The organism is Rhodococcus sp. UNC363MFTsu5.1 (assembly GCF_000686785.1).
GTDB lineage: Bacteria > Actinomycetota > Actinomycetes > Mycobacteriales > Mycobacteriaceae > Rhodococcus_G > Rhodococcus_G maanshanensis.
On sequence record NZ_JMLO01000002.1, the window covers coordinates 68,667 to 90,844 of the forward strand.

The 22,178-nt window shown below is 70.1% G+C and carries 21 protein-coding genes and 1 pseudogene; 11 read left to right on the top strand and 11 right to left on the bottom strand.

Features of this window, described 5'->3' with window-relative positions; all coding sequences use genetic code 11:
- Positions 1–7: 7 nt before the first annotated feature.
- The 3 genes from BR31_RS0103935 to BR31_RS0103945 form a co-directional block, all read right to left on the bottom strand.
- Positions 8–2,038 carry an NADPH-dependent 2,4-dienoyl-CoA reductase gene (locus tag BR31_RS0103935; RefSeq protein WP_027499817.1) on the bottom strand — a complete coding sequence of 677 codons (2,031 nt, stop codon included), beginning with the start codon at positions 2,036–2,038 and terminating at the stop codon, positions 8–10.
- A complete protein-coding gene (locus BR31_RS27355) occupies positions 2,035–2,613 on the bottom strand; it encodes a PadR family transcriptional regulator (protein WP_051636943.1) in 579 nt (192 codons plus the stop codon). Before BR31_RS27355 ends, BR31_RS0103935 begins: the two co-directional genes overlap by 4 nt.
- Positions 2,614–2,702: 89 nt before the next feature.
- Complete coding sequence (locus BR31_RS0103945) at positions 2,703–4,076, bottom strand: glutamine synthetase family protein (RefSeq protein WP_027499818.1); 1,374 nt, start codon at positions 4,074–4,076, stop codon at positions 2,703–2,705.
- Between the two features lie 62 nt (positions 4,077–4,138).
- Between BR31_RS0103945 and BR31_RS0103950 the strand changes: the two genes are divergently transcribed.
- Both BR31_RS0103950 and BR31_RS0103955 read left to right on the top strand, forming a co-directional pair.
- A complete protein-coding gene (locus tag BR31_RS0103950) occupies positions 4,139–5,347 on the top strand; it encodes an amidohydrolase family protein (RefSeq protein ID WP_051636978.1) in 1,209 nt (402 codons plus the stop codon).
- Between the two features lie 10 nt (positions 5,348–5,357).
- A complete protein-coding gene (locus tag BR31_RS0103955; protein ID WP_027499820.1) occupies positions 5,358–6,692 on the top strand; it encodes an MFS transporter in 1,335 nt (444 codons plus the stop codon).
- Here the strand turns inward: BR31_RS0103955 and BR31_RS0103960 are convergent.
- Positions 6,665–7,246 (bottom strand): DUF4203 domain-containing protein, encoded by a 582-nt coding sequence (locus BR31_RS0103960; RefSeq protein WP_027499821.1) that lies wholly within the window; start codon positions 7,244–7,246, stop codon positions 6,665–6,667. The two genes, BR31_RS0103955 and BR31_RS0103960, sit on opposite strands and share 28 nt — an antisense overlap.
- Complete coding sequence (locus BR31_RS0103965) at positions 7,243–8,088, bottom strand: alpha/beta fold hydrolase (RefSeq protein WP_027499822.1); 846 nt, start codon at positions 8,086–8,088, stop codon at positions 7,243–7,245. The genes BR31_RS0103960 and BR31_RS0103965 overlap by 4 nt, the downstream gene beginning before the upstream one ends.
- A 247-nt stretch (positions 8,089–8,335) precedes the next feature.
- Between BR31_RS0103965 and BR31_RS0103970 the strand changes: the two genes are divergently transcribed.
- Positions 8,336–9,577 (top strand): PucR family transcriptional regulator, encoded by a 1,242-nt coding sequence (locus tag BR31_RS0103970; RefSeq protein ID WP_197023547.1) that lies wholly within the window; start codon positions 8,336–8,338, stop codon positions 9,575–9,577.
- 79 nt (positions 9,578–9,656) lie between these two features.
- A complete protein-coding gene (locus BR31_RS0103975; protein ID WP_027499824.1) occupies positions 9,657–10,640 on the top strand; it encodes an endonuclease/exonuclease/phosphatase family protein in 984 nt (327 codons plus the stop codon).
- Here BR31_RS0103975 and BR31_RS0103980 read toward each other — a convergent pair.
- Genes BR31_RS0103980 through BR31_RS0103990 form a run of 3 tightly spaced genes read right to left on the bottom strand, consistent with a single transcriptional unit; the run spans position 10,622 to position 13,079 of the window.
- On the bottom strand, positions 10,622–11,416 hold the full coding sequence (locus tag BR31_RS0103980) for a TetR/AcrR family transcriptional regulator (RefSeq protein WP_027499825.1): 795 nt from the start codon (positions 11,414–11,416) through the stop codon (positions 10,622–10,624). The genes BR31_RS0103975 and BR31_RS0103980 overlap by 19 nt on opposite strands.
- Positions 11,413–12,714 carry an RNA polymerase sigma factor gene (locus tag BR31_RS27360; RefSeq protein ID WP_051636945.1) on the bottom strand — a complete coding sequence of 434 codons (1,302 nt, stop codon included), beginning with the start codon at positions 12,712–12,714 and terminating at the stop codon, positions 11,413–11,415. The genes BR31_RS0103980 and BR31_RS27360 overlap by 4 nt, the downstream gene beginning before the upstream one ends.
- Positions 12,711–13,079, bottom strand: a complete 369-nt coding sequence (locus tag BR31_RS0103990) for a YciI family protein (RefSeq protein WP_027499826.1) — start codon at positions 13,077–13,079, stop codon at positions 12,711–12,713. Before BR31_RS0103990 ends, BR31_RS27360 begins: the two co-directional genes overlap by 4 nt.
- 268 nt (positions 13,080–13,347) lie before the next feature.
- Here BR31_RS0103990 and BR31_RS27365 point away from each other — a divergent pair, with 268 nt between their 5' ends.
- The 3 genes and pseudogenes from BR31_RS27365 to BR31_RS0104005 form a co-directional block, all read left to right on the top strand.
- Entirely contained in the window at positions 13,348–14,799 is a 1,452-nt protein-coding gene (locus BR31_RS27365) for an MFS transporter (protein ID WP_231496368.1), read from the top strand.
- Between the two features lie 103 nt (positions 14,800–14,902).
- Positions 14,903–15,493: a hypothetical protein gene (locus tag BR31_RS0104000; protein WP_027499827.1), complete on the top strand. Its 591-nt coding sequence runs from the start codon at positions 14,903–14,905 to the stop codon at positions 15,491–15,493.
- 138 nt (positions 15,494–15,631) lie between these two features.
- Positions 15,632–16,345, top strand: a pseudogene (locus tag BR31_RS0104005) (HNH endonuclease family protein); the annotation flags it as partial.
- Here BR31_RS0104005 and BR31_RS27370 read toward each other — a convergent pair.
- The 3 genes from BR31_RS27370 to BR31_RS0104020 all read right to left on the bottom strand — a co-directional run bounded on the left by BR31_RS27370 (position 16,345) and on the right by BR31_RS0104020 (position 19,120).
- On the bottom strand, positions 16,345–17,364 hold the full coding sequence (locus tag BR31_RS27370; RefSeq protein ID WP_051636947.1) for an FUSC family protein: 1,020 nt from the start codon (positions 17,362–17,364) through the stop codon (positions 16,345–16,347). The pseudogene BR31_RS0104005 and the gene BR31_RS27370 overlap by 1 nt on opposite strands.
- Positions 17,365–17,516: 152 nt before the next feature.
- Complete coding sequence (locus tag BR31_RS0104015; RefSeq protein ID WP_027499829.1) at positions 17,517–18,443, bottom strand: LysR family transcriptional regulator; 927 nt, start codon at positions 18,441–18,443, stop codon at positions 17,517–17,519.
- Between the two features lie 59 nt (positions 18,444–18,502).
- Complete coding sequence (locus BR31_RS0104020) at positions 18,503–19,120, bottom strand: TetR family transcriptional regulator (RefSeq protein ID WP_037175524.1); 618 nt, start codon at positions 19,118–19,120, stop codon at positions 18,503–18,505.
- Between the two features lie 200 nt (positions 19,121–19,320).
- Here BR31_RS0104020 and BR31_RS0104025 point away from each other — a divergent pair, with 200 nt between their 5' ends.
- The 4 genes from BR31_RS0104025 to BR31_RS31810 all read left to right on the top strand — a co-directional run bounded on the left by BR31_RS0104025 (position 19,321) and on the right by BR31_RS31810 (position 22,127).
- Complete coding sequence (locus tag BR31_RS0104025; RefSeq protein ID WP_197023556.1) at positions 19,321–20,379, top strand: ferredoxin reductase; 1,059 nt, start codon at positions 19,321–19,323, stop codon at positions 20,377–20,379.
- Between the two features lie 25 nt (positions 20,380–20,404).
- A complete protein-coding gene (locus BR31_RS0104030) occupies positions 20,405–21,577 on the top strand; it encodes a fatty acid desaturase family protein (protein WP_027499832.1) in 1,173 nt (390 codons plus the stop codon).
- A 14-nt stretch (positions 21,578–21,591) separates the two neighbouring features.
- Positions 21,592–21,843, top strand: a complete 252-nt coding sequence (locus BR31_RS0104035) for a hypothetical protein (protein ID WP_027499833.1) — start codon at positions 21,592–21,594, stop codon at positions 21,841–21,843.
- A 113-nt stretch (positions 21,844–21,956) separates the two neighbouring features.
- Positions 21,957–22,127, top strand: a complete 171-nt coding sequence (locus tag BR31_RS31810) for a hypothetical protein (protein ID WP_197023548.1) — start codon at positions 21,957–21,959, stop codon at positions 22,125–22,127.
- Positions 22,128–22,178 lie beyond the last annotated feature (51 nt).

The window sequence follows — 22,178 nt, forward strand, 5'->3', positions numbered from 1 at the left end:
TAGCGGGTCAGATCGCCGCCGCGAGCCGGGTGCCCTGCTCGATGGCCCGCTTCGCGTCCAGTTCGGCCGCGACGTCCGCGCCACCGATCACGTGTGTGGTCACCCCGGCCGAGGCCAGGTCGCCCGCGAGTTCACGCACCGATTCCTGGCCCGCGCAGATCACCACGTTGTCGACGGCGAGGACCTGCGGTCGTTCGCGCTTCTCGCCGAAGGTGATGTGCAGCCCGTCGTCGTCGATCCGCTCGTAGTTCACGCCCGAGAGCTGGTGCACGCCCTTCTTCTTCAGCGCGGCCCGGTGCACCCAGCCGGAGGTCTTGCCGAGTCGCGCGCCGATCTGGCCGGGCTTGCGCTGGAGCAGGTACACCTCGCGAGGCGACGGCTCGGTCGCGGGCGCGGTGAGCGAGCCGGGTGCGGTGTCGGAATCGGTGACGCCCCACTCGCGCTTCCACTCGTCCAGGTCGAGGGTGGGGGAGCTGGCGTGGGTCAGGTACTCGGAGACATCGACGCCGATGCCGCCCGCGCCGATGACCGCGACGCGGTCGCCGACGGGCCTGCCGTCGCGGACGAGCTCGGCATACGAGAGCACGCTCGCGTGGTCGATGCCGGGGATGCTCGGAATCCGCGGCGTGACGCCGGTGGCGAGGACCACCTCGTCGTACCCGCCGTCGACGAGCCTGCCTGCGTCGACCCGGGTGCCCAGGTGCACCTTCACGCCGGTCAGTTCCAGCTGCCGGGTGTAGTAGCGGATCGTCTCGGCGAACTCCTCCTTGCCGGGGATCCGCCGGGCGATGCCGAACTGGCCGCCGATCTCGGTGCCCGCCTCGAAGAGCTCGACGGTGTGGCCGCGCTGTGCGAGGCCGACGGCCGCGGACAGGCCCGCGGGTCCGGCGCCGACGACGGCCATGCTCTTCGCCCGCCTGGTCGGTGCCAGCACCAGCTCGGTCTCGCGGCCGGCGCGCGGATTGAGCAGGCAGGACACGTTCTTGCGGACGAACGCGTGATCGAGGCAGGCCTGGTTGCAGGCGATGCAGGTGTTGATCTCGTCGCTGCGGTCGGTCTCGGCCTTGCGGACCCACTCCGGGTCGGCGAGCATCGGCCGGGCCATCGAGATCAGCTCGGCGTCCCCCCGGGTGAGGATCTCCTCGGCGACCTCCGGCATGTTGATCCGGTTCGACGCGCAGACCGGGATCGACACGGCCGCGGCGACCTTGGCGGTGAACTCGACGAACGCCGCCCGCGGCACCGAGGTGACGATGGTGGGCACCCGCGATTCGTGCCAGCCGATGTCGGTGTTGATGATCGTGGTGCCTGCGTCCTCGAGTTCGGTTGCCAGGGCGGAGATCTCGTCCCAGGTCTGGCCCTTCTCGACGAGGTCGGCCATGGACAGCCGGAAGACGATGATGAAGTCCGGCCCGACCGCCGCGCGGGTGCGGCGCACGATCTCGACCGCAAGTCGGCGCCGGTTCTCCGCGCTGCCGCCCCACTTGTCCCTGCGCTTGTTGGTGCGGGCCGCGAGGAACTGGTTGATGAAGTAGCCCTCCCCGCCCATGATCTCGACGCCGTCGTAGCCGGCGGACTGCGCGAGCTGCGCGCAGCGCACGTAGTCGTCGATGGTGCTCTCGACGCCGCGGCCGGTCAGCGCCCGGGGCCGGAAGGGGTTGATGGGTGCCTTGATCGAGGAGGCCGACACGCTCAGCGGCTGGTAGGAGTACCGGCCCGCGTGCAGGATCTGCAGGGCGATCTTGCCGCCCTCGGCGTGCACGGCGTCGGTGACCTCGCGGTGCAGCTTCGCCGCCTTGCGGGTGGTGAGCTTGGCCCCGAGGGGCAGCAGCCAGCCGGTGCGGTTAGGCGCGTAGCCGCCGGTGATGATGAGGCCGACGCCGCCGCGGGCCCGCTCGGCGAAATAGGCGGCGAGCTTCGGGATGTCGCGAGTGCGGTCCTCGAGCCCGGTGTGCATCGAGCCCATCACCACGCGGTTGCGCAGCGTGGTGAAGCCCAGGTCCAACGGGGACAACAGGTTCGGGTACGGGTTGCTCACGTGGGGGGCCTTTCGGATCGGACTCGGGCTGGGGTGGTTGGGTCGGCGTGCAGCGCATCGAGCACCTCCTGGCACCAGGCGGTGAAGCCCTCCTCGACGCGGATGCCGCCGCGCAGGACCAGGTACTGGTGCAGTTCGGTGCCGGACAGCCGGTCGGGCACGGGGAAGTCGCGCTTCTCGATCAGCCGGTAGACCTCGAGCCGCCTGGCGTGGTCGTCGCGGTGCCTGCCAACCTCGGCGCGCACGTCGTCGATGTCGCCGAAGGACGCGGCGCGGATCTTCACGGCCAGCTCGTCGCGCAGGTGCCCGGCCTCGGTCGGCTCCGCGATCCACCGCCGCAGCTCGGCTCTGCCCGCGTCGCTGACGCGGTAGACCCGCTTGTCCGGGCGGCCGTCCTGGCCGACGGTCTCGCCGTCCACCCAGCCGGCCTCGTCCATGCGCTTGAGCACGCGGTAGATCTGCTGGTGGCTGGCGCTCCAGAAGAAGCCGATGGACTTGTCGAATCGGCGCGCGAGCTCGTACCCCGACCCGGAGTGTTCGGAGAGCGAGACCAATAGTGCGTGTTCGAGTGCCACGAGGTCGAGTATCTATGCAACGAGGCGACTATGCAACTGAGTTCATAGGGTCGGTCGTTTCTCCCCGCGGCGAACGCGGGGCAGGGCGGTCAGAAGACCCAGCGGAGCGCGGCCACGATCTCCTCGGGGCTCGAATCGGCGAAGCGTGCCACCTCGGCGCGTCGGAGGTCGACGACGGTGGCCGCGAGCTCCGGCCCGAACGCCTCGCCGAGCACGGCGTCGGCCTCGAACGCGTCGGTGGACTCGGCGAGGGTGTCCGGCAGCGCACGGATCCCGCGCCTGGCCCGCTCGTCCACGCTCAGGCCCGCGGGGTCGACGTCGACCAGCGCGGGCAGGCGGGACGGCCTGGCGAGCCCGGCCAGGCCGGCGAAGATCAGCGCGGCGAGGCACAGGTACGGGTTGGCCGACTGGTCGAGAACCTTGACCTCCAGGTTGGCCGAGCGGCCCTCGTCGCCGTGGCTGCCTGTGACCAGGCGCAGCGCGGTCTCGCGATTCTCGTGGCCACACGCCTGGTACGGCGCAGCCCAGTGGCCGGGAACGAGCCGCAGGTAGCTCGCGACCGAGGGCGCGCCGACCGCGAGCAGTGCCGGCAGCCGGTGCAGGATGCCGGCCGCGAAGGCCTCCGCGGCGTCGGTCATGCCGCAGGGGCCGTCGCCGCCGTGGTGCAGGTTGGTCCTGCGGCGCCAGATGGACAGGTGCACGTGGCCGCCGTTCCCCACGCCGTCGGCCATCACCTTCGGGGAGAAGGAGGCGCGCAGGCCGCGGTCCGCGCTCAGCGCCCGGATGGTCTCGCGTACCAGCACGAAGGTATCGGCGGCGCCGAGCGGATCCTCGGCGGCGACGGACAGCTCATACTGCCCAGCCGCGTACTCGGGGTGGATCTGCTCCACCGCGACGCCCTGTTCGCGCAGTGCGGTGAGCAGGTCGGCCAGGTAGTCCGAGTGTTCGACGAGCCGGGTGAAACCGTAGGCGGGCCCGCGGGTGGCGGGCACGAAGTCGTCCCCGCCCCGCCCGAGGGTCCATTCCACCTCGATCGCGGACTTCGCGGTCAGGCCGGCCTCGGCCAGGCGCGCGACCGCGCGGCGGGTGACGTTCCTGGCGTCCTGGGGGTGCGGCGTTCCGTCCTGCGTGTAGCGGTCTGCCGGCGCCCACGCCCATCCGGGCTGCGCGGCGAGGGCGACGATCCGGGTCAGGTCCGGCAGCAGCCGCAGGTCGCCCACGGGCCCACCCGCGCAGCGGCCGGAGATGATCGAATCGTCGGTCGCGAACGCGTCGAACACCGGCGACGCGCCGACGCCCCAGGCCGCGGCGTTCGCCAGCCGATCGACCGGGACCGCCTTCGTCCGGGTGATCCCGCTGTTGTCGACCCATGTCAGCGCCACCCCGACCACGCCCTGATCGGCCAGTCGGGCCGCAACCGGGCCGGCCTCCGCGGCCCGCCGCTCACGCTCGTCCCGGTCCATCGCGGCTCCTTCGCGCGGTCTCTGATCAGCGGCGATCGCCGTTCAGCGGCAGAATGGCGGTCATGGCACGATCCTCAGACGATACGTCGGCGCGGCCATCGAGGTCGGGCGAACGGCGGCTGGGGGAGCTGGTCGGGCAGATCGCGCTCGTCGACCATCACTGCCACGGGATCGTGCGGGGCCCACTCGACCGGGCCGGGTTCGAATCGCTGCTCTGTGAGGCCGATGCGCCCGGTCGCTGGCACGGGACGCTGTTCGACACCCAGGTCGGGCTCGCGGTCCGGCGCCTGTGCGGCCCCGTGCTCGACCTGCCGCCGGACGTGCCCGCCGACGACTACCTCGCGCGGCGGGCCGAGCTCGGCTCCAACGAGGTGGCCCGGCGGCTGTTGCGCGGCGCCGGGATCTCCGAGTTCTTCGTGGACACGGGCTTTCGGCCCGACCGACTGACCACACCGGGCGAGCTGGCCGCCTGTGCCGCGGCGTCGGCGCAGGAGATCGCCCGGCTCGAGCCGGTGGCGGAGGAGGTGATCGCCACCCACCGCGCGGACGACTTCGCCGAGGCCTGCCGGGACCGCCTGACCTCCGCGGCGGCGACCGCGATCGGGTTCAAATCGATCGCCGCGTATCGGGTCGGCCTCGACCTGGCCCCGGAGCGTCCGCCGACCGACGAGGTGGTCGCCGCGGCCACGCGGTGGGCTGGCGCGATCGAACGGGGAGGGCCGATCCGTCTGGCCGACGAGACCCTGATCCGGTTCCTGATCTGGACCGCCGTCGACCTCGGTCGGCCGATCCAGTTCCACACCGGATTCGGCGACGCCGACGCGGATCTCGGCCGATGCGATCCGCTGCTGCTGGCGCCGTTGCTGCGTGCGACGGCCGGTCGCGGGGTACCGATCATGTTGCTGCACACCTACCCCTTCCATCGGCACGCGGGCTGCCTGGCGCAGGTGTTCGACCATGTCTTCGTCGACGTCGGTCTCGCGGTGCAGAACGTCGGGAGCCGGGCCGGACAGGTGGTGGCCGAACTGCTCGAGCTCGCGCCCTTCGGGTCGGTGCTGTTCTCCTCCGACGGCTACGGGCTGCCGGAGCTGTTCCACGTCAGCGCCACGCTGTTCCGCCGCGCGCTGTGGGATTTCCTGGCCGCGGGAGTCGAGGACGATGCCTGGTCCGAGCGGGACGCCGAGCGGATCGCGCACCTGATCGCCGCGGAGAACGCCCGCCGCGCATACGGTCTCGACGACGGGGGAGCCGGACGCGGTTCGCTCGCCTAGGCTCGCGGTCATGGGCCAAGCGGCGATCGGCACCGGCGTCACCCGTGGGCAGGTCTTCGCGTGGGGACTGTGGGACTGGGGTTCGGCCGCGTTCAACGCCGTGATCGTGACGTTCGTCTTCTCCGTCTACCTCACCGACGCGGTCGGCGACGACCTGCCGGGCTCGATCTCGGCGAGCACGTGGCTCGGCTGGTCGCTCGGCGCCTCCGGCCTGCTGATCGCGGTCCTGGCGCCGGTCACCGGGCAGCGCTCGGACGCGACCGGGCATCGGCGGCGCTCACTCGCGCTCCTCACGGCGGCGGTGGTGGTCGTGATGGCGGCGATGTTCCTGGTCGAGGACAGGTACGAATACCTGTGGGCGGGGTTGGCCCTGCTCGGCATCGGCTCGGTCCTGTTCACGCTCGCCGAGGTGCCCTACAGCGCGATGCTGCGCCAGGTGTCCACGCAGGAGAACGTCGGCAGGGTATCCGGGTTCGGTTGGGCGATGGGCTATTTCGGCGGCATCGTGCTGCTTCTGGTCTGCTACTTCGGGTTCATCGCAGGCGACGGCGACACCCGAGGACTGCTGGGTCTGAGCACCGACGGGGGATTCAACATCCGGATGGTGGCGCTGGTGGCGGCACTGTGGTTCGCGGCGTTCGCGATTCCCGTGTTGGTCACGGTGCCGGAGCTGCCCCGCGCGGAGGCGGATCCAGCGGCCGCCCGAGCGGGGTTCTTCGCCTCCTACGGTGTGCTCTGGCGCGACGTCAAGGAGCTGTGGACGGCGGATCGCCGCACCGTCGGGTTCCTGCTCGCCAGTGCGCTCTTCCGCGACGGCCTGGCCGGGGTGTTCACCTTCGGGGCGGTCCTCGCGGTCAACGTCTACGGCATCGCGGCATCCGACGTGCTGCTCTTCGGCGTGGCCGCCAACGTGGTCTCCGGTGTCGCGGCGCTGGCGGCAGGGCGGTTCGACGACACCCTCGGGCCGAAGACGGTCATCGTCGCCTCGCTCGCCGCGATGCTGGGTGCGGGCGGGATCCTGCTGGTGGTCTCGGGTCCGGTGGCGTTCTGGGTGTTCGGGCTGCTGCTGTGCGTCTTCGTCGGCCCCGCGCAGTCGGCGTCGAGGACCTTCCTCGTGCGGATCACCCCGAACGGAAGGGAGGGGCAGATGTTCGGCCTGTACGCGACCACGGGCCGGGCGGTCTCGTTCCTGGCACCGACCCTGTTCGGGCTGTTCGCGTGGGCCTTCGCCAGCGACAGGGCCGGCATCGTCGGCCTGCTCGTGGTGCTCGGACTCGGGCTGGCGGCGGTGCTGCCGGTGCGGGCGCCCGAGCGCGACTACCGGCGGGAACCCTCGTCGGTCTGAATCCCGAGCTTCTCGGGGAACAGGCGTCGCTGCACGATCCAGCCGGCCACCGAGAGTGCGATCCACAGCAGGGTCGAGGTCACCTGCTCCCATCCCGGGTTCGGTTGGTGCAGGAACGCGAGGGCGTCGGTGGTGCGCCCCAGGCCGGCCAGGATCATGCTCGCGCCGCCGATCGAGGTGAGCCACAGCAGCGCCCTGGCCCGGTACTTGTCGGCGAGGAAGGCGGCGGCCACCGCGACCGCGATGATCACGATCGCGCTGACAGCCCAGTTGTTGTCGCCGCGCTGCACCACCTCCGCGAGTTTCGCGCCCGCCATCGCGCCGGTCAGGCCGCCGATGAAGTAGGCGGAGAACTTGAAGACCAACGTGGTGACCACCCACGAGATGAGCGCGCCGACGAGCGCGAACAGGAACAGCGTCGCCAGCGAGGCGTGGAACAGGTCCGCGATCAGCCAGCCGAGTCCGAAGCCGGCGGCGAGCACCGCGAGGTGCAGCGATCGGATGCCGTAGAAGCACAACAGCGCACCGACCAGCAGTACTGCGATCCCGCTCATTTCTCGTTCCCTTCGATTCGCGCGAGGACCGCTTCGGCCAGCGCATCGGGTGCTTGTTCCGGTATCCAGTGGCCGACGCCGTCGAGCTCGACGAAACGGTATGGGGCATCGACGAACTCGCCGCACCGTTCCGCGCCCGCGCGGCCGAGCGCCTCGTCCTCGGACCCCCAGACGTAGGTGGTGGGCACCCGGACCGATGGGATGCCGCCGAAGTCGGCGCGCATGGCGCGGTACCAGGACAGCGCGGCCGTGAGCGCGCCCGGCTCGGTGAGCGCCCGCACGTACTCGGCGACCTGGTCGGGGTCGAGGTCGCCGTACACCGCGCGCAGGCGCTTGGCGTCGTCGTCGAGCAGCAGCTTCTCCGCCACCTGGCCGTCCCGGAAGACACCGATGTAGCGCGAGCGCTTCTGCTGGTCGGCGTCCTCGCGCAGCGCCCAGCCGAACGCGGAGGGGTGCGGAACGGACACCGCGGTCAGGGTCTCGGCGCGTTCGGGGTGGTACGCGGCAATCCACCAGGCGACCACCGCGCCCCAGTCGTGTCCGACCAGGTGCGCCGACGCCATCCCGGTGGCGTCCATCATGGCCAGCACATCGGCGCCGAGCTGCTCGAGCGCGTAGTGCTCGACGCCGACCGGTCGGGCGCCGGGGGAGTAGCCACGCTGCGACGGCGCGATCACCCGGAGGCCCGCCGCGGTCAGCAGCGGCCTCAGCGGGCGCCAGCAGGCCGAGGTCTCCGGGAAGCCGTGCAACAGCACGACCGGGGGTCCGCCGACGGGACCGGACTCCTCGACCTCGAAGGTGAGCCCGCCGACGGTCACTGCGGAGTGAGTACGATCGTCCACGGAATCCATTTGTCCCTCAACGCTCGTCGTTGCGTGCCCGGTATGGGCAGAGATTACCGCTCGGGCCTCGAAAAGGGCGGCATTCGTGGTGGCCCCCGCCGTGCCCCCTCGGCTGGGATGCCAGGGGTTTGTGACGATGAGGTGAGCGCATCGGCCGATCCGGTTCGCCCGGTTCCGGAAGCATGCTAAGTATCTGTTGGTACCAGGTGACCCGGCGTGGTATCGAGGGGATATCGGGGAGTGAACTGTGACGATTGCCAATGGTGGGGTCCGCGATGACGAGCCCCTGCGAATCGCAGGACGGTCGGTGGCGAACTGGCTGGACGCCGCAGCGACCGACCTGACCGCCGCGGTGATCGAGCGCCTCGTCGACGATCTGCCGATCTACAAGCAGCTGCCGCGGGAGGTGGTGCAGGGCGAGATCGCGGACATCGTGCACCACAACATGGAGCTGTTCGCGACGCTCGTCCGTGAGCGCCGCCCCGGGCGCAAGGCCGAGTTCGTCGAGCAGCGGAACTCCTCGGCCAGGCGCGCGGAGGAGGGCGTCCCCCTCGACGCCGTGCTGCACGCGTACCACGTCGGGATCGGGATGGCGGCCCAGGAGCTGTTCGCCGACGCGGAACCCGGCGACATCGGCGACGTGCAGACGATCATGGTGATGGTGCTCGATTTCCTGCGTCAGTTGACCCTCGAGGTGAGTTCGTCGTACCTCGAGGAGCGCCAGATCATGGACAGTCAGGAGAACTCCGGCCGCCGTTCGCTGATGGCCGCGCTGGTTGCGGGAGAGCCCCTCGACGCCATCGCGCAGCGGACCGGGCTCCGCCTCGCCCCGCACTATCTCGCGATGAGCCTGTCGATCGGGGAGCACGCCGACGAGCGCGGCGAGGGCGTCAGCGGCACCGTGGCGGGCAGGCGAAAGCTGCGCAGGCTGCAGGCCGAGCTGGACCGGATCACCGGGGAGCCGGCGCTCACCGTCATCGACAGCGGCGGTGGAACGGCCCTGATCCCGTGCCAAGGGAACCCGCCGGAATGGGACGCGCTGCAACGGATGATCGCGCGAACGCAGGCGGTGGTCGGCACCGAGATCCGGGCGGCCGCGCTGGTCGCGACGCCGGCCGAGGTGCCGGCGGCGGTGGAGCAGACGGCCGAGATCATCGCGCTCATCTCGCGGTCGGGTCGCCCGCCCGGGCTGTACCGGCTGCGCGACGTGCTGCTCGAGTATCAGCTCAGCAGGCCCAGCCCCGCACACCCCGAACTCGCGGGTCTGCTCGAGCCGCTGGTCGCGCGGCCCGAGCTGATGCAGACGCTCGAGGCCTATGTGGCCAGCGGACTGAACCGCCGCGCGACGGCAACGGCGCTGCAGGTACACGCCAACACCGTCGACTACCGCATGCGGCGCGTCGCCGAGCTGACCGGGCTGAACCCGGCTGACCCCGCCGACCTCCCGCACGTGGGGGCGGCGCTGGCGGCGCGAAGGGCGCTCGGCTGAGCGGAGAGCCCTTCGCCCCGCCTCGGGCATAGTGGAGGGCTCGGCGGCGATCCGGCGCCGTGACCTCGAGGGGGATTCGATGCGGTGGGTTCGGTTGGCGGCGACGGCACTCGGATGGGCGGCGGTGCTGGCGGCCGCGGTGGGCGTCCTCGCGCACTACCTGGGCTCGACGATCACCGTGCTCGTCGTGCTGGCGTCGTTCGCGCCGTTCCTGATGGCGTGCGGGGTGATCGGCCTCGTCGCGCTCGCCTGCGCCCGCCGGTGGGTCGGGACCGCGGTCGCGGCTGTGGTGTTGGTGGCCGCGGCGTGGACGCAGCTGCCGCTGTACCTGGGCGACCGTGCCGCCGACGGAGACCCCGAGCTGACCGTGATGCAGGCGAACATCCTCTTCGGTCAGGGTGATCCGGAAGCCCTTGTCGCGCAGGTCCGCTCGCGTGGCGTGGATGTGCTGACGGTCAACGAGCTGACCGACGGTGCGATCCCACGGCTCGGCGCCGCCGGCCTGGACGAGGAGCTGCCGTACCGGTACCTGCGACCGATGGAGTGGGGCGGCGGCGGGACCGGGATCTGGAGCCGTCACCCGATCACCGAGGAAACCGAGCACATGGGTTTCGTGCTGAACATGGTCTCCGTTCGGGTGCACGAGCCCGAGCAGCGGCCCTTCGTGGTGGTCGCGGCGCACCCGTTGCCGCCGTGGCCCCGGCCGCAGACGACGACGTGGTCCGCGGAGATGGGACAGGTGCGCGACATCCTGCAGGATCTCCGTGGGCGCGGCGAGCCGGTGATCATGGGCGCCGATCTCAACGCGACCTACGATCATGCGCAGTTCCGCGCGCTGATCGGCGACGGGTACAGCGACGCGGCGGAGCAGTCCGGTGCCGGTGTCCTGCGCACCTATCCGGCGGACCGCTGGTGGCCTCCCGTGCTGGGGATCGACCACATCCTGGTCACGGGCGCGGTCGCGGTGAACGCGGAGGCGGTGGACCTGCCGGGGTCGGATCACCGGGGCGTGGTCGCCGAGATCGATCTGAGTGAGCCCGGCGACTACTCCGGTTCCGACTGACCCTGTTTCGACCCCGTCCGTTCGCGGATGAGGACCGCGACGCCGTCGAGGATGCGGCCGAGTCCGAATCGGAGCGCGTGAACCGGATCGCCGGTGGACTCGAACTCGGTCCCGGCCGCCTCGCCCACCCGCCCGGAGACCGGGAACTCCGCGGGATCCATCAGGCGTTCGAGGGTCGGCGAGACGATGTCCCACCACTGCGCGTCGGTCAGCCCGGATCTCTCCGCGGTCGCGGCGACGCTGACGAGCAGGCGGGCGGTGCCGACCACATGGGTCAGCACCAGCGTGAGGACCGAGTCCATCTCGATGTCGGAGAGGCCGATCCCGTCCAGCGGCCGCAGCTCGGCCTCGTACTTGCGGACGGTGTTCGGGCCGAGGACCGGACGCATCCCGACCAGCTGGAGCATCCAGGGGTGGCGCTGGTAGAGGTCCCAGTTGCGCGCCGCGATGAACTCGAGGCCGCCGCGCCATCCGCCCTCGGCCCTCGCGGGTTCGTCGAGGTCCGCGTAGAGGCCGCCGAGCACGTTGTCGTGCATCAGGTCGATCAGGTCGTCCTTGCCCGGTACGTGCGTGTACAGCGACATGGCACCGGAACCGAGCCGGTCGGCGACGCGTCTCATCGAGACCCCGTCCAGGCCCTCGGCGTCCGCGAGCTCGATGCCCGCGGACACGATCGCCTCGACGGTGAGGCCCTTGCGCCCGGCCTTCCCGCCCAACCCCCACAGCAGGTCGAGGGTACGGGCCGGATCGGAGGGCCCCTCCTTTTTTGACGTCACGGGGACATTCTCCTCGCTTGCCCGTCAGCTCGGTCCGCGGCGCCGGTCGGTCGGTGCCGCAGCTGGGCGGCGCAGGATTCGAGGTAGCGCTGTTCGGGGACGCTGAGGGTGTGCTTGGCCGCCGACAGGTAGTGCGTCCGCGCGCCTGCGTGGTCACCGGCCATTCTCAGCAGGTGTCCACGGACCGCGTCGATGCGGTAGTGGCCCGCGATGCGTTTGTCGGTGTCGAGTTCGGCGAGGAGGACGAGCCCGGCCCGCGGACCGTGGACCATCGCGGTCGCGACGGCACGGTTGAGGGTCGCCATCGGGTTCGGTGCGACCCGGTCGAGGATCTTGTACAGGATCAGGATCTGGTGCCAGTCCGTCCGTGCCGTGTCGGGGGCCTCCGCGTGCACCGCGGCGATGGCCGCCTGGAGCTGGTAGGCCCCCACGGTGGAGTGCGCCAGTGTCTCGCTGATCAGTGCCACACCCTCGTCGATGAGGGCGTGGTCCCACCGCGTTCGGTCCTGGTCGGCCAGCGGGATCATGGCGCCGGTTGCAGTGGTGCGAGCGTCGCGGCGGGAGTCGGTGAGCAGCATCAGTGCGAGCAACCCGGCGACCTCGCCGTCGTCGGGGCGGAGCGCGCGCACCAGGCGGGTGAGCCGGATCGCCTCGGTCGCAAGGGTTTCGCACTGCAGATCGCCGCCCGAGGTCGCGGTGTATCCCTCGTTGAAGATCAGGTAGAGCACGTGCAGGACCACCTCCAGGCGTCCCGATCTCTCGGGCTCGGGCGGCATCGAGAGTTCGGCGCCTGCCTTGGTGATCTGCTGCTTGGCCCGGCTGATCCGTTGTGCCATGGTCGCTTCGGGGACGAGGAACGCGCGGGCGATCTGCGCGGTCGTGAGTCCGCCGACCGCGCGCAGCGTCAGCGCGATCTGCGACGGTGACGACAGGCGCGGGTGGCAACACAGGAAGAAGAGCGAGAGCGTGTTGTCCGATTGCCCCGGTGTGCCCTCGCTCGCGTCGGGAGCCGTCCGTTGGTGGTCCGGCGTCTGCGCGGCGGCGAGTTCCTCGCGCGCCCGTCGCGCGTGCTCGCTTCGCCACGAGTCGATCAGCCGACGTCGTGCGACGGTGTGGAGCCAGCCGGTCGGATCGAGCGGAACACCCTCGTGTGGCCACTGAGCGGCGGCCGCGAGGAGCGCGTCCTGCACGGCCTCCTCGCACGCATCGAACTGGCCGTGCCTGCGGACGAGCCGCGCGAGGACCTGCGGCGCACTACGGCGCAGCAGGTCCTCGAACGCGGTGATGTCGGTCGTCACATGTCCGGTCCGCCCGAGAACATGACAGGGCGAACCTCGATGGCGAGGCCGTCGATCTTCGTGTCGGGGATCTGCATGGCGAGTTCGATCGCGCGCTCCTTGTTCTCCACGTCCACCATGTAATACCCGCCCATGTACTCCTTGGCCTCGAGATACGGGCCGTCGGTCACGGCAGGAACGCCGTCGCGGGTGCGGACGACGGTGCTGTTCGCGGGGTCCGCGAGGGCCTGGGTGATGACCATCTCGCCGGACTGCTGGATCGTCTTGATGAACTCGCCGTGTCCGGTCATGATCGCGTTCCGATCGTCCTCGGACAGCGCCGCCATCACCTCGGGGTCGATCTGCATGATCAGCAGGTACTTCACGGAGCCTTCTCCTTCGTTCGGGTGCCCGGTGGGCACGTCTCGCAGACAGGTCGTCGCGGGTTGCCGTTTCTCTACATCGGCCCGACACCTCGTTTTTCGAGAGCCGATGTAGAGATCCGACCGCCGGTCACGACCTACCTGCGAAGGACACCGGGCCTTGCGAGCCCGGCATCGACAGGGATCAGTAGCGGAGGACCAGATGGGTGCAGCAATACCGACAGTAGTGACGGAGCGCGCGGGACGGAGGCAATGGCTGGGGTTGGCGTTGTTGGCACTGCCGACTCTGGTTGTCGCCCTGGACATCAACGCGTTGTTCCTGGCGTTGCCACAGCTGACAGCAGACCTGGGCGCGAGCGGCGTCCAGCAACTGTGGATCGCCGACATCTACGGCTTCATGGTGGCCGGCCTGGTGATCACGATGGGCACGCTCGGTGACCGGATCGGCAGGCGCAGGCTGCTTTTCATCGGAAGTGTCGGCTTCGCGATCGCCTCGACGCTGGCGGCCTACTCGACCGATCCTGAGATGCTCATCGCGTCGAGGGTGCTGTTGGGGATCGCGGGCGCGACCCTGATGCCGTCCACCCTCGCGCTGATCACGAACATGTTCGGCGACGGCAGGCAACGCGGGACGGCAATCGCCATCTGGTCCACCTGCACGTTCACCGGCGCCGCCCTCGGGCCGGTCGTCGGCGGATTGCTCCTCGCGCACTTCTGGTGGGGCGCGGTGTTCCTGATGGCGGTGCCTGCCGTCGCGGTCCTCGTGATCGCGGGGCCGTTCGTGCTGCCCGAGTTCAGGAACCCGGACGCCGCACGCCTGGATCTGCCGAGTGTCGCGTTGTCGATGCTGGCGATCCTGCCGCTCGTGTACGGCGTGAAGAGGCTGACCGCCGACACGACGCCGTCGACCGTTGCGGTGTCGGCGCTGGTTCTCGGCGGCGTGTTCGCGGCCGCGTTCGTGGTGCGTCAGCTGCGGCTGGACGACCCCCTGCTGGATCTGCGGTTGCTTGGCGGCGGGTCCTTCCGGCTGATTCTGCTGGCGTTGACCCTCGCCGGGGTGGTGATGGCGGGAACGGGCCTGCTGGTGACCCAGTACCTCCAGTCGGTGCTCGGCCATTCGCCCGTCTCGGCCGCACTCTGGTTCGCGCCCATGGGATTGGCGGTGGCCCTCGGCACCACGCTCTCACCCGCGATCGCGCGGCGCGTCGAGCCGGTGACGGCGATCGCCGCGGGGCTGGCACTGTCGGCGATCGGTGCGGTGTTGCTGGCGCTCGTCGGGCCCGAATCCGGTCTCGGCACGGTGATCGCGGGCATCGCGATCCTTGCGTTGGGGACCGGTCCGCTGTTCGCGCTCGGCACGGGAATCGTCATGGGCTCGGTGCCGCCCGAGCGGGCGGGCTCCGCGGCCTCGATGGCGGAAACGAGCAACTATCTCGGCGGGACCCTAGGCATCGCCATCCTCGGCAGCGTCGCCGCAGGCATCTACCAACACCGGATCGCGGGGTCGATTCCGTCGGGTGTTCCCGACGCGGCCGCGACGGCGGCGGGGCAGACCGTTGCCGGGGCCGCCGCGGTCGCCGCAGACCTCCCACCGGCAGCGGGCGCGGAGCTCCTCGCCTCGGCACAGGCCGCGTTCACGAGCGGTCTGCACGTCGTCGGACTGATCGGCGCGGTCGTGCTCGGCGTCCAGGCCTGGCTGCTGCGGCGGGCCCGGCTCGGGTAGCGGAGGGAGCGGATTGCTCACCCTTGGGTGTGTTTCGGGAGGCGGCGCGGCGGGCGAGTCTTGAATTCCAACCCCGATACCGAACCGAACGGAGCGACATCCCATGCGCCAGACCACCATGACCCGCACAGTCCTCGCCTCAGCCGCGGCGGTGGCCGCCATCGCCCTCGCCGGGGTTGGTGCCGTGTCGATCGCATCGCACACCGACTCGGGAACGGCCACGAGCGTGGACTCCCCGGTCGGGCCAGGGGGCGCGGTCGTGCCTGGCGCGGACAAGAGCCGCGCCGCGGGTGGCGGTGTGGAGCCGGGGGCCGTCGTGGCACCGGTCGAGGCGGCGACGGTCCCGGGTCCGGTCGGTCCCGCGGCCCCGAACCAGGGAGGCCCGTCCGGCCCCGCTGCCCCTGCTGCCCCGAAGCCCGGCGTGCCGGTGGCCGATCCGGTGGTCCCGCCGCAGCCGGGACCGGTGGATCCCGGACCCGCGGACCCGGGTCCGAAGCCGGGCGGGCCCGTGGTGGATCCGGTGGATCCGCCGCCTGCCGCGCCGGTGTCCGATCCCGTCGTTCGGGATCACCGTGGAGACGGGGTCGACCCGAACCCGCCCGGTGGCGTGATCGTCGGGCCCTCCGATGGATCCGGACCGATCGTCCGCGACCATCGCGACCAGTCCGGACCGATCGTCCGGGATCATCGCTAGCCGCGATGCACGTCGGGACCGCACCCGGTCCGTGATGTGGGTCAACAAAAGGGGTCGGTCCCCGCGCGTCGCGCGGGGACCGACCCCTTTGTGCGCCATACTGGGCGGCCCGCTCACATCTCGAACAGGAGTTCCCCCTTGCGTTTTCGTTCGGCCACCCGTCCGCGTCTGATCCTGATCGCCACCGCGGTGGCTGCGCTCGCCCTCACCGGCTGCTCTGCTCCTGCGGCGGAGGCGATGCCGACCGGGAGCGCGGGCGACTCCGGTAGCACCCAGGCCGAAGGGGTGGCCGCCACCCTCGCCACGCTGGAGACGATCCCGGTCAAGGGCCGGGCGCCCAAGACGGGGTACTCGCGCGATCTGTTCGGACAGTCCTGGACCGACGACGTCACCGTCGCGGGCGGCAGGAACGGATGCGACACCCGCAACGACATCCTCGCCCGCGACCTCGTCGACACCACGGTCAAGCCGGGGACCAGGAACTGCATCGTGCTCACCGGCACCCTGCACGATCCGTACACCGGCAAGTCGATCGCCTTCACCCGCGGTACGGGCACCTCGAGCGCGGTCCAGATCGACCACGTGGTCGCGCTCAGCGACGCCTGGCAGAAGGGGGCTCAGCAACTCGACGAGCCGACCCGCAGGGACTTCGCCAACGATCCGCGGAATCTGCTCGCCGTCGACGGCCCGACGAACGCACAGAAGTCGGACGGCGACGCGGCGACGTGGCTCCCGCCTGCGAAGCCGTACCGGTGCACCTACGTCTCGAAGCAGGTCGAGGTCAAGGCCGCCTACCGGCTGTGGGTCACCCAGGCGGAGAAGGACGCGATCACGCGAGTGCTTTTGTCCTGCTAGGGGACTCGGGATCGGTGGGTGATGACCGCGACCGCGACGCCCGCGGCGACTCCGACGAGGGTGGCGATCACCCGGGCTTCGAGGAGCGCCACCGGCTCGGCCGGGTCGGCCAGTTCGGTCATCAGCATGATCAACGGCGTGAAGAACCCGATGGCCAGGCCGTAGTTGCGCGTCATGAACAGCTCGGTCGGGAACATCAGGGCGATCACCAGGAGGGCGAGCGCGGTCGGCGGCAGGTCCTGTAGGAGCAGTGCGGCGGCGACGCCGAGCCCGGCGACCGTGCCCAGCACGCGGTGGATGCCGCGATAGACGCGGCTGCGCGCGTCGGTGGCGGCCAGCGGAACGGCGGCGCCCGCCAGCGCCCAGTTGAGGTGACCGATCCCCAGGAGTAGTCCCACCGCACCGGCGAGGGAGAGGGCCAGCGCGTAGCGTGCGGCCTGGACCAACGCGTCCGAGGCACGCGGGTCCTCGTCTGGGCTCATCCGTCGAACGGACGTGTCCCATCGGGGCGCCCGGGCGTGAATCGAACCGGATTGGCCGACGGCGATGCAGAGCAGTGCCGTCGCGGCGCAGATCGACAGCGCCGCAGCAGGAGCGACGTGGCCTGCGGGTACGGCCGCGACGGCGCCGAGCGCGAAGATCCCGAAGAACGGGCCGGCGGGCCGGAGGCCGAATCGGTCCGTCACCAGCGATCCCCCCGCGGCGAAGCCGACTTCGGTGACCACGAGAACCCACGGACGGGCGTGGAGGCCGGACAACAGGATCCCGATGCCGATACCGGTCAGCAGCACCGCGCTCGCCTGCACCTGATGTCGGAGTCGCTCGCGGTGGCATTCGGACCGTCCGTACATGCCGGTGAACGATCCGAAGACGGCGTAGATGATCAGGTCGGGGCGTCCGGCGGCCACCAGCACGAGTCCGGGAACGACCAGTCCGATCGCAACCCTGCCCGCGTGCAGGTGGTCGTTCTCGACGCGGACGACGCTGAGCAGTCGACGTGCCGGTGCCGCGCGCAAGGTTGTACTCCGATCCGAGACCGGCCGCGTGGCAGCTGTACTCGTCGCTGTTCGTCATGTCGGAAAGCGATCCCAGTCTCGCGGGGCGGCGCCGGGGGTGTCCAAGACGCGTTTCCGAACGCTCGATAGGCGCGGCCGATCGAGCGGCGGGGTCAGTCGGTGGCAGGCCCGGGCGGTACGCGGAGCGAGGCGTCGACATCGGCGGCATGCGCGGTCCGTATCAGGGCACGGGTCAGTACCGAGCCGGGCTCGGCCGCGTCGGTCACCAGCGCGACCCGAGCCGTGATCGCCGGGCCATCCAGCGCCAGCACGCGAGTGCCCGCGGGCAGGACCAGGCTGCGAAGCCAGGTCTGAGGGACGATGCTCGCCCAGCGGCCGGTGCCGACATGGGCGAGAAGCGTGACGGCGGAATCGGTTTCGAGCTGCGGTGAGGCCGCGAGGCCGCGCGTGGCCAGCGCATCGTCGATGAGCTGGCGGCCACGCATGCCCGTGTTCAGCAGGCACATCGGCAGTTCCAGCGCGTCCTGCCAGCCGATGGTGCCCGATCGGCCGGTGAGCAGTTCGCTGCCCGCGACGAGGACGTGCCGCTCCTCGTACAACGGCGTGACGAGAAGGTCGGCGGTGTCCTCACCGTCCGGGTAGACGAGTCCGGCGTCGAGCTCGAATCGTCTGATTCTGTCGAGGATCTCGGCCGACCGCAGGCCCGACTCGAGCTGTACGCGGACGAGCGGGTGCTCCGCGCAGAACGGATCGGTGAGCAGCGCGACGGTCGTCGACGCGGCCGGGATCACCCCGAGCCGGAGTTCGCCGGAGAGCCCGGTCTGCAGCGCCGCGACCTCCTGCTTGAGCAGGTCGTGGTCGGCCAGGATGCGCCGCGCCCACGGCACCAGCAGTTCGCCCTCGGGGGTGAGGCCTTCGAAGGTACGCCCGCGGCGGACCAGCGGGACCTTCAGTTCGTGCTCGAGCTTGCGGATCGCTTCCGACAGCGCCGGTTGGGACACGTAGCAGGCGCTCGCGGCGCGAGCGAAGTGTCGCTCCCGGGCGAGCGCCACGAAGTACTCGAGCTGGCGGAACTGCATGGCCTATTCGACCACGCCCCGGTGTGCGGCCGGGCGCTGAATTGGGCCGCCGACGCGTGTCACCGCGGCCCGGATCGCCAGCCGCCCATCCCGATCATGATCAGCCGCAGCTGACGTTCGGCGCGGGCGATCACCTCGCGCTCGTCGCGCTGGTCGACCTCGAGGACGCTCACGACGGTGGACATCATGGTGCCAACGATCAGGTCGGCGGCCATTTCGAGGTCCTCGACCTCCCAGCCGGACAGGCCCGGCACCCGGGACAGGTCGATGGTGAGTTCGCTTGCGAACAAACGTAGTTCGGAGGCGATGGCCCGCCGCACCTCGGCGACGCCGCCGTAGCGTTCGCGGCTGAGGAACCGGAACTGGCCCTCGTGTGCGTGCACCTGGCGCAGCAGGATCTCCAGCGACGCGCCCGCGTTCTTGGCGCTGGGGTCGCGACGGGCCTCGCGCAGCATCCGGCGCAGCATGCGCATGCTGTCCTCGACCAGGGCGACGCCGAGGTCGTCCATCGACGCGAAGTGCCGGTAGAACGCGGTCGGGACGATCCCGGCCGACCGCGCGACCTCGCGCAGGCTCAGGTTCGCGAAGCTGCGGTCCTCCAGTAGCTCGAGGGCTCCGCCGAGGAGCGCTGCCCTCGTGCGCTCCTTGCGTTCGGCCCTGGTCTCCGGTTCGGTCACGGCAATCAGTGTATGTGTGTTCACTTGTTCCGTGTACGGGTGGTCTGTAATCGGCGTCACAGCGCCCTTGGGGTTGACATCTACCTGGTACTTCCTGACACACTTGTTTGTGTACGAGTGTTCACTGAAACTCTCCGAAACTCCCACAGGAGGCCGTGGTGACCTTGCAGACCCGAACCAGGACCCGACGGCTGTCGCTGATGTCGCTGTTGGAGGCGATGGCGAGCCCACACCAGATCGACAGGTACCTCGAGCTCGTGAACCCGATGGCGACCGTGCGCGACCTGCGGGCCGAGGTCACCGAGGTGCGCCGCACGACCGCGGACACCGTCACCCTCACGCTGCGCCCCACGCGGCAGTGGCGGGGCTTCGAGGCCGGTCAGTTCGTCCAGATCGGGGTGGTGATCGACGGTGTCCGGCACACCCGGTGCTATTCACCCGCCTGTTCACAGCATCGTTCGGACGGACACATCGAGCTCACCGTCAAGGCGCACCCGCAGGGCCTGGTGTCGCAGTACCTGCACGCCAACGCCGAGCCGGGGCTCGTGGTGAGCCTGTCGCAGGCCGACGGTGTGTTCCGGATGCCTGCCCGCAGGCCCGAGAAGATCCTGCTCATCAGCGGTGGCAGCGGGATCACGCCGGTGCTGTCGATGCTGCGCACCCTGCTCGACGAGGCGCACGACGGCGAGATCACCTTCCTGCACTACGCCGACACCGAGAGTGGCGTGGCCCATCGCGTCGAGCTGGACGAGCTGGCGGCGGACCACGACAACCTGCGGGTGGTGCTGGCCTACACCGGCCAGTCGGGCGGCGGCGATCTGCACGGATTCTTCGGGCAGGAACACCTCGAGGCCGCGGCGCCCTGGCACGGTGAGGCCCAGACCTACCTGTGCGGCCCGCCCGGGCTGATGCGGGGGGTTCGTGAGCACTACGACCGGATCGGGCTCGCCGAGCGGCTGCACACCGAGGAGTTCACCGCGCCGGTGACCGCCGCCGACTCCGGCGCCACCGGCCTGCTCACGTTCACCGCGTCCGGGGTGACGGCGCAGAACTCGGGGGCGAGCCTGCTCGACCAGGCGGAGGCCGCCGGTCTGACTCCCGAGTTCGGGTGCCGGATGGGGATCTGCTTCTCCTGCACCGCGGTCAAGACCTCCGGCTGCACCAGGAACCTGCGTACCGGCGAGACCGACTCCGACCCGGATCAGCCGATCCAGCTGTGCATCTCGGCTGCCGTCGGCGACGTCTCCGTCGACATCTGATCACCTTCGACCAAGGAGAACTCCCATGCTCGGTTTGTCCCTCCCGACGCTGCCGTTCCTCGGCGGCGCGAAGAACGAAGAGACCACCGCCCCGATCGTGCTCAGCTACGAGCAGGTCGAGGAGATCGGACGCGAACTCGACGAGCTGCGCGCCCGGATCGTCGCCGACCTCGGCGAACAGGACCGCGAGTACATCTACAGGATCATCAAGGCTCAGCGTGGATTCGAGGTGGCAGGCCGCGGCCTGATGTACCTCGGGTTCCTGCCGCCCTTCTGGCTCGCCGCCGTCGGCGCCCTCGGCATCTCGAAGATCCTCGACAACATGGAGATCGGCCACAACGTCATGCACGGCCAGTACGACTGGATGCGTGAACCCGGCCTGAACTCGCGGGTCTTCGAATGGGACACCGTGTGCCCCGCGGACCAATGGCGCCACTCGCACAACTACATGCACCACACCTATACCAATATCGTCGGCCGCGACCGCGACATCGGTTACGGAATCCTGCGGATGGACGAGGCCCAGAAGTGGAATCCGTACTACCTGGGCAACCCCGTCTACGCATTCGCGCTCATGCTCTTCTTCGAGTGGGGCGTGATGCTGCACGACCTCGAGACCGAGAACATCGTCAAGGGCAAGCGCAAGTGGCACGACGTCAAGCCGCTGCTGCAGGGCATGTGGCGCAAGGCCGGTCGTCAGGTCCTCAAGGACTACCTCGTGTTCCCGGCCCTGACCGGTCCGCTGTTCGTGACCACCCTGCTCGGCAACGCGAGCGCCAACCTGGTCCGCAACCTGTGGACGTACTCGATCATCTTCTGCGGGCACTTCCCGACGGGAGTGCAGACCTTCAGCGAGGAGGAGACCGCGGAGGAGACCCAGGGGCAGTGGTATGTGCGCCAGATGCTCGGCAGCGCGAACATCGAGGGCAGCCCGCTGTTCCACATCATGTCCGGAAACCTCTCGCACCAGATCGAGCACCACCTGTTCCCCGACATCCCGGCGCACCGCTATCCAGAGATGGCGCCGCACGTGCGGGCGCTGTGCGAGAAGCACGGTCTGCCGTACAACACCGGCGGCTTCTTCAAGCAGATCGGATCGGTGTGGGGCAAGATCTTCAAGCTCGCGTTGCCGCCGTTCCTCACCCGCTCCGAGTCGACTCCCGGTGTTATCGTCGAACGTCAGAAGGCCGCAGCGTGAGAGGTGACGCGTCCATGGTGAGCAAGTTCGAGCGACGCAAGGACACCGTGCAGGAGCTGACCGAGTCCGGGGCCACGCACGTCGGCAAGATCGCGATGATCATCGCGGGGGCGGTGCGGGACGTGACCCGCGAGATCGGCGACTGGATCACCGACGGCATCGAGATGCGCGAGGCGTCGAAGCGGGCGCAGGCGGACGCCGCCGACGAGGAACCGGACGTCCAGGCGGGCGAGGCGGACGTCGACGACGGCCCCGCAGGCAAGTAGTTGCCGCCCGTCTGCGGCACCCGGCACCGGGCGCGTGATAATTGATCTAGCTGATGATGATCGGCGGGGCGATGACACGCGCCTGCCTGGAGTAGTGGATGCGGAGAACGGCGATGAGTGAGGCAGTTCAGGTCGGCGACCTGGTGCATATTTCGGATACCGCCGGCACCTGGGCGGTGGAGGAGATCCGGTCCGGAATCGCCCTGCTTCGGGGCAGCGACGACAAGCGGATCTCCTCGCGCCTGCACAAGCTGACGGTGGTGCGTAAGGCCGCGTCGAAGTAGGGGCGCGCCCGTTTGGTCCGAACCGCCTCCTTCGCGTATTTCGGTGTGGCA

Coding starts and splice junctions, on each gene's coding strand:
- BR31_RS0104000 (WP_027499827.1), top strand. CDS start 14,903: ATGCGCCAGACCACCATGACCCGCACAGTCCTCGCCTCAGCCGCGGCG.
- BR31_RS0104030 (WP_027499832.1), top strand. CDS start 20,405: ATGCTCGGTTTGTCCCTCCCGACGCTGCCGTTCCTCGGCGGCGCGAAG.
- BR31_RS0103955 (WP_027499820.1), top strand. CDS start 5,358: ATGGGCCAAGCGGCGATCGGCACCGGCGTCACCCGTGGGCAGGTCTTC.
- BR31_RS0103960 (WP_027499821.1), bottom strand. CDS start 7,246: ATGAGCGGGATCGCAGTACTGCTGGTCGGTGCGCTGTTGTGCTTCTAC.
- BR31_RS0104035 (WP_027499833.1), top strand. CDS start 21,592: ATGGTGAGCAAGTTCGAGCGACGCAAGGACACCGTGCAGGAGCTGACC.
- BR31_RS0103975 (WP_027499824.1), top strand. CDS start 9,657: ATGCGGTGGGTTCGGTTGGCGGCGACGGCACTCGGATGGGCGGCGGTG.
- BR31_RS0103950 (WP_051636978.1), top strand. CDS start 4,139: ATGGCACGATCCTCAGACGATACGTCGGCGCGGCCATCGAGGTCGGGC.
- BR31_RS31810 (WP_197023548.1), top strand. CDS start 21,957: ATGAGTGAGGCAGTTCAGGTCGGCGACCTGGTGCATATTTCGGATACC.
- BR31_RS0103945 (WP_027499818.1), bottom strand. CDS start 4,076: ATGGACCGGGACGAGCGTGAGCGGCGGGCCGCGGAGGCCGGCCCGGTT.
- BR31_RS0104025 (WP_197023556.1), top strand. CDS start 19,321: ATGTCGCTGTTGGAGGCGATGGCGAGCCCACACCAGATCGACAGGTAC.
- BR31_RS0104015 (WP_027499829.1), bottom strand. CDS start 18,443: ATGCAGTTCCGCCAGCTCGAGTACTTCGTGGCGCTCGCCCGGGAGCGA.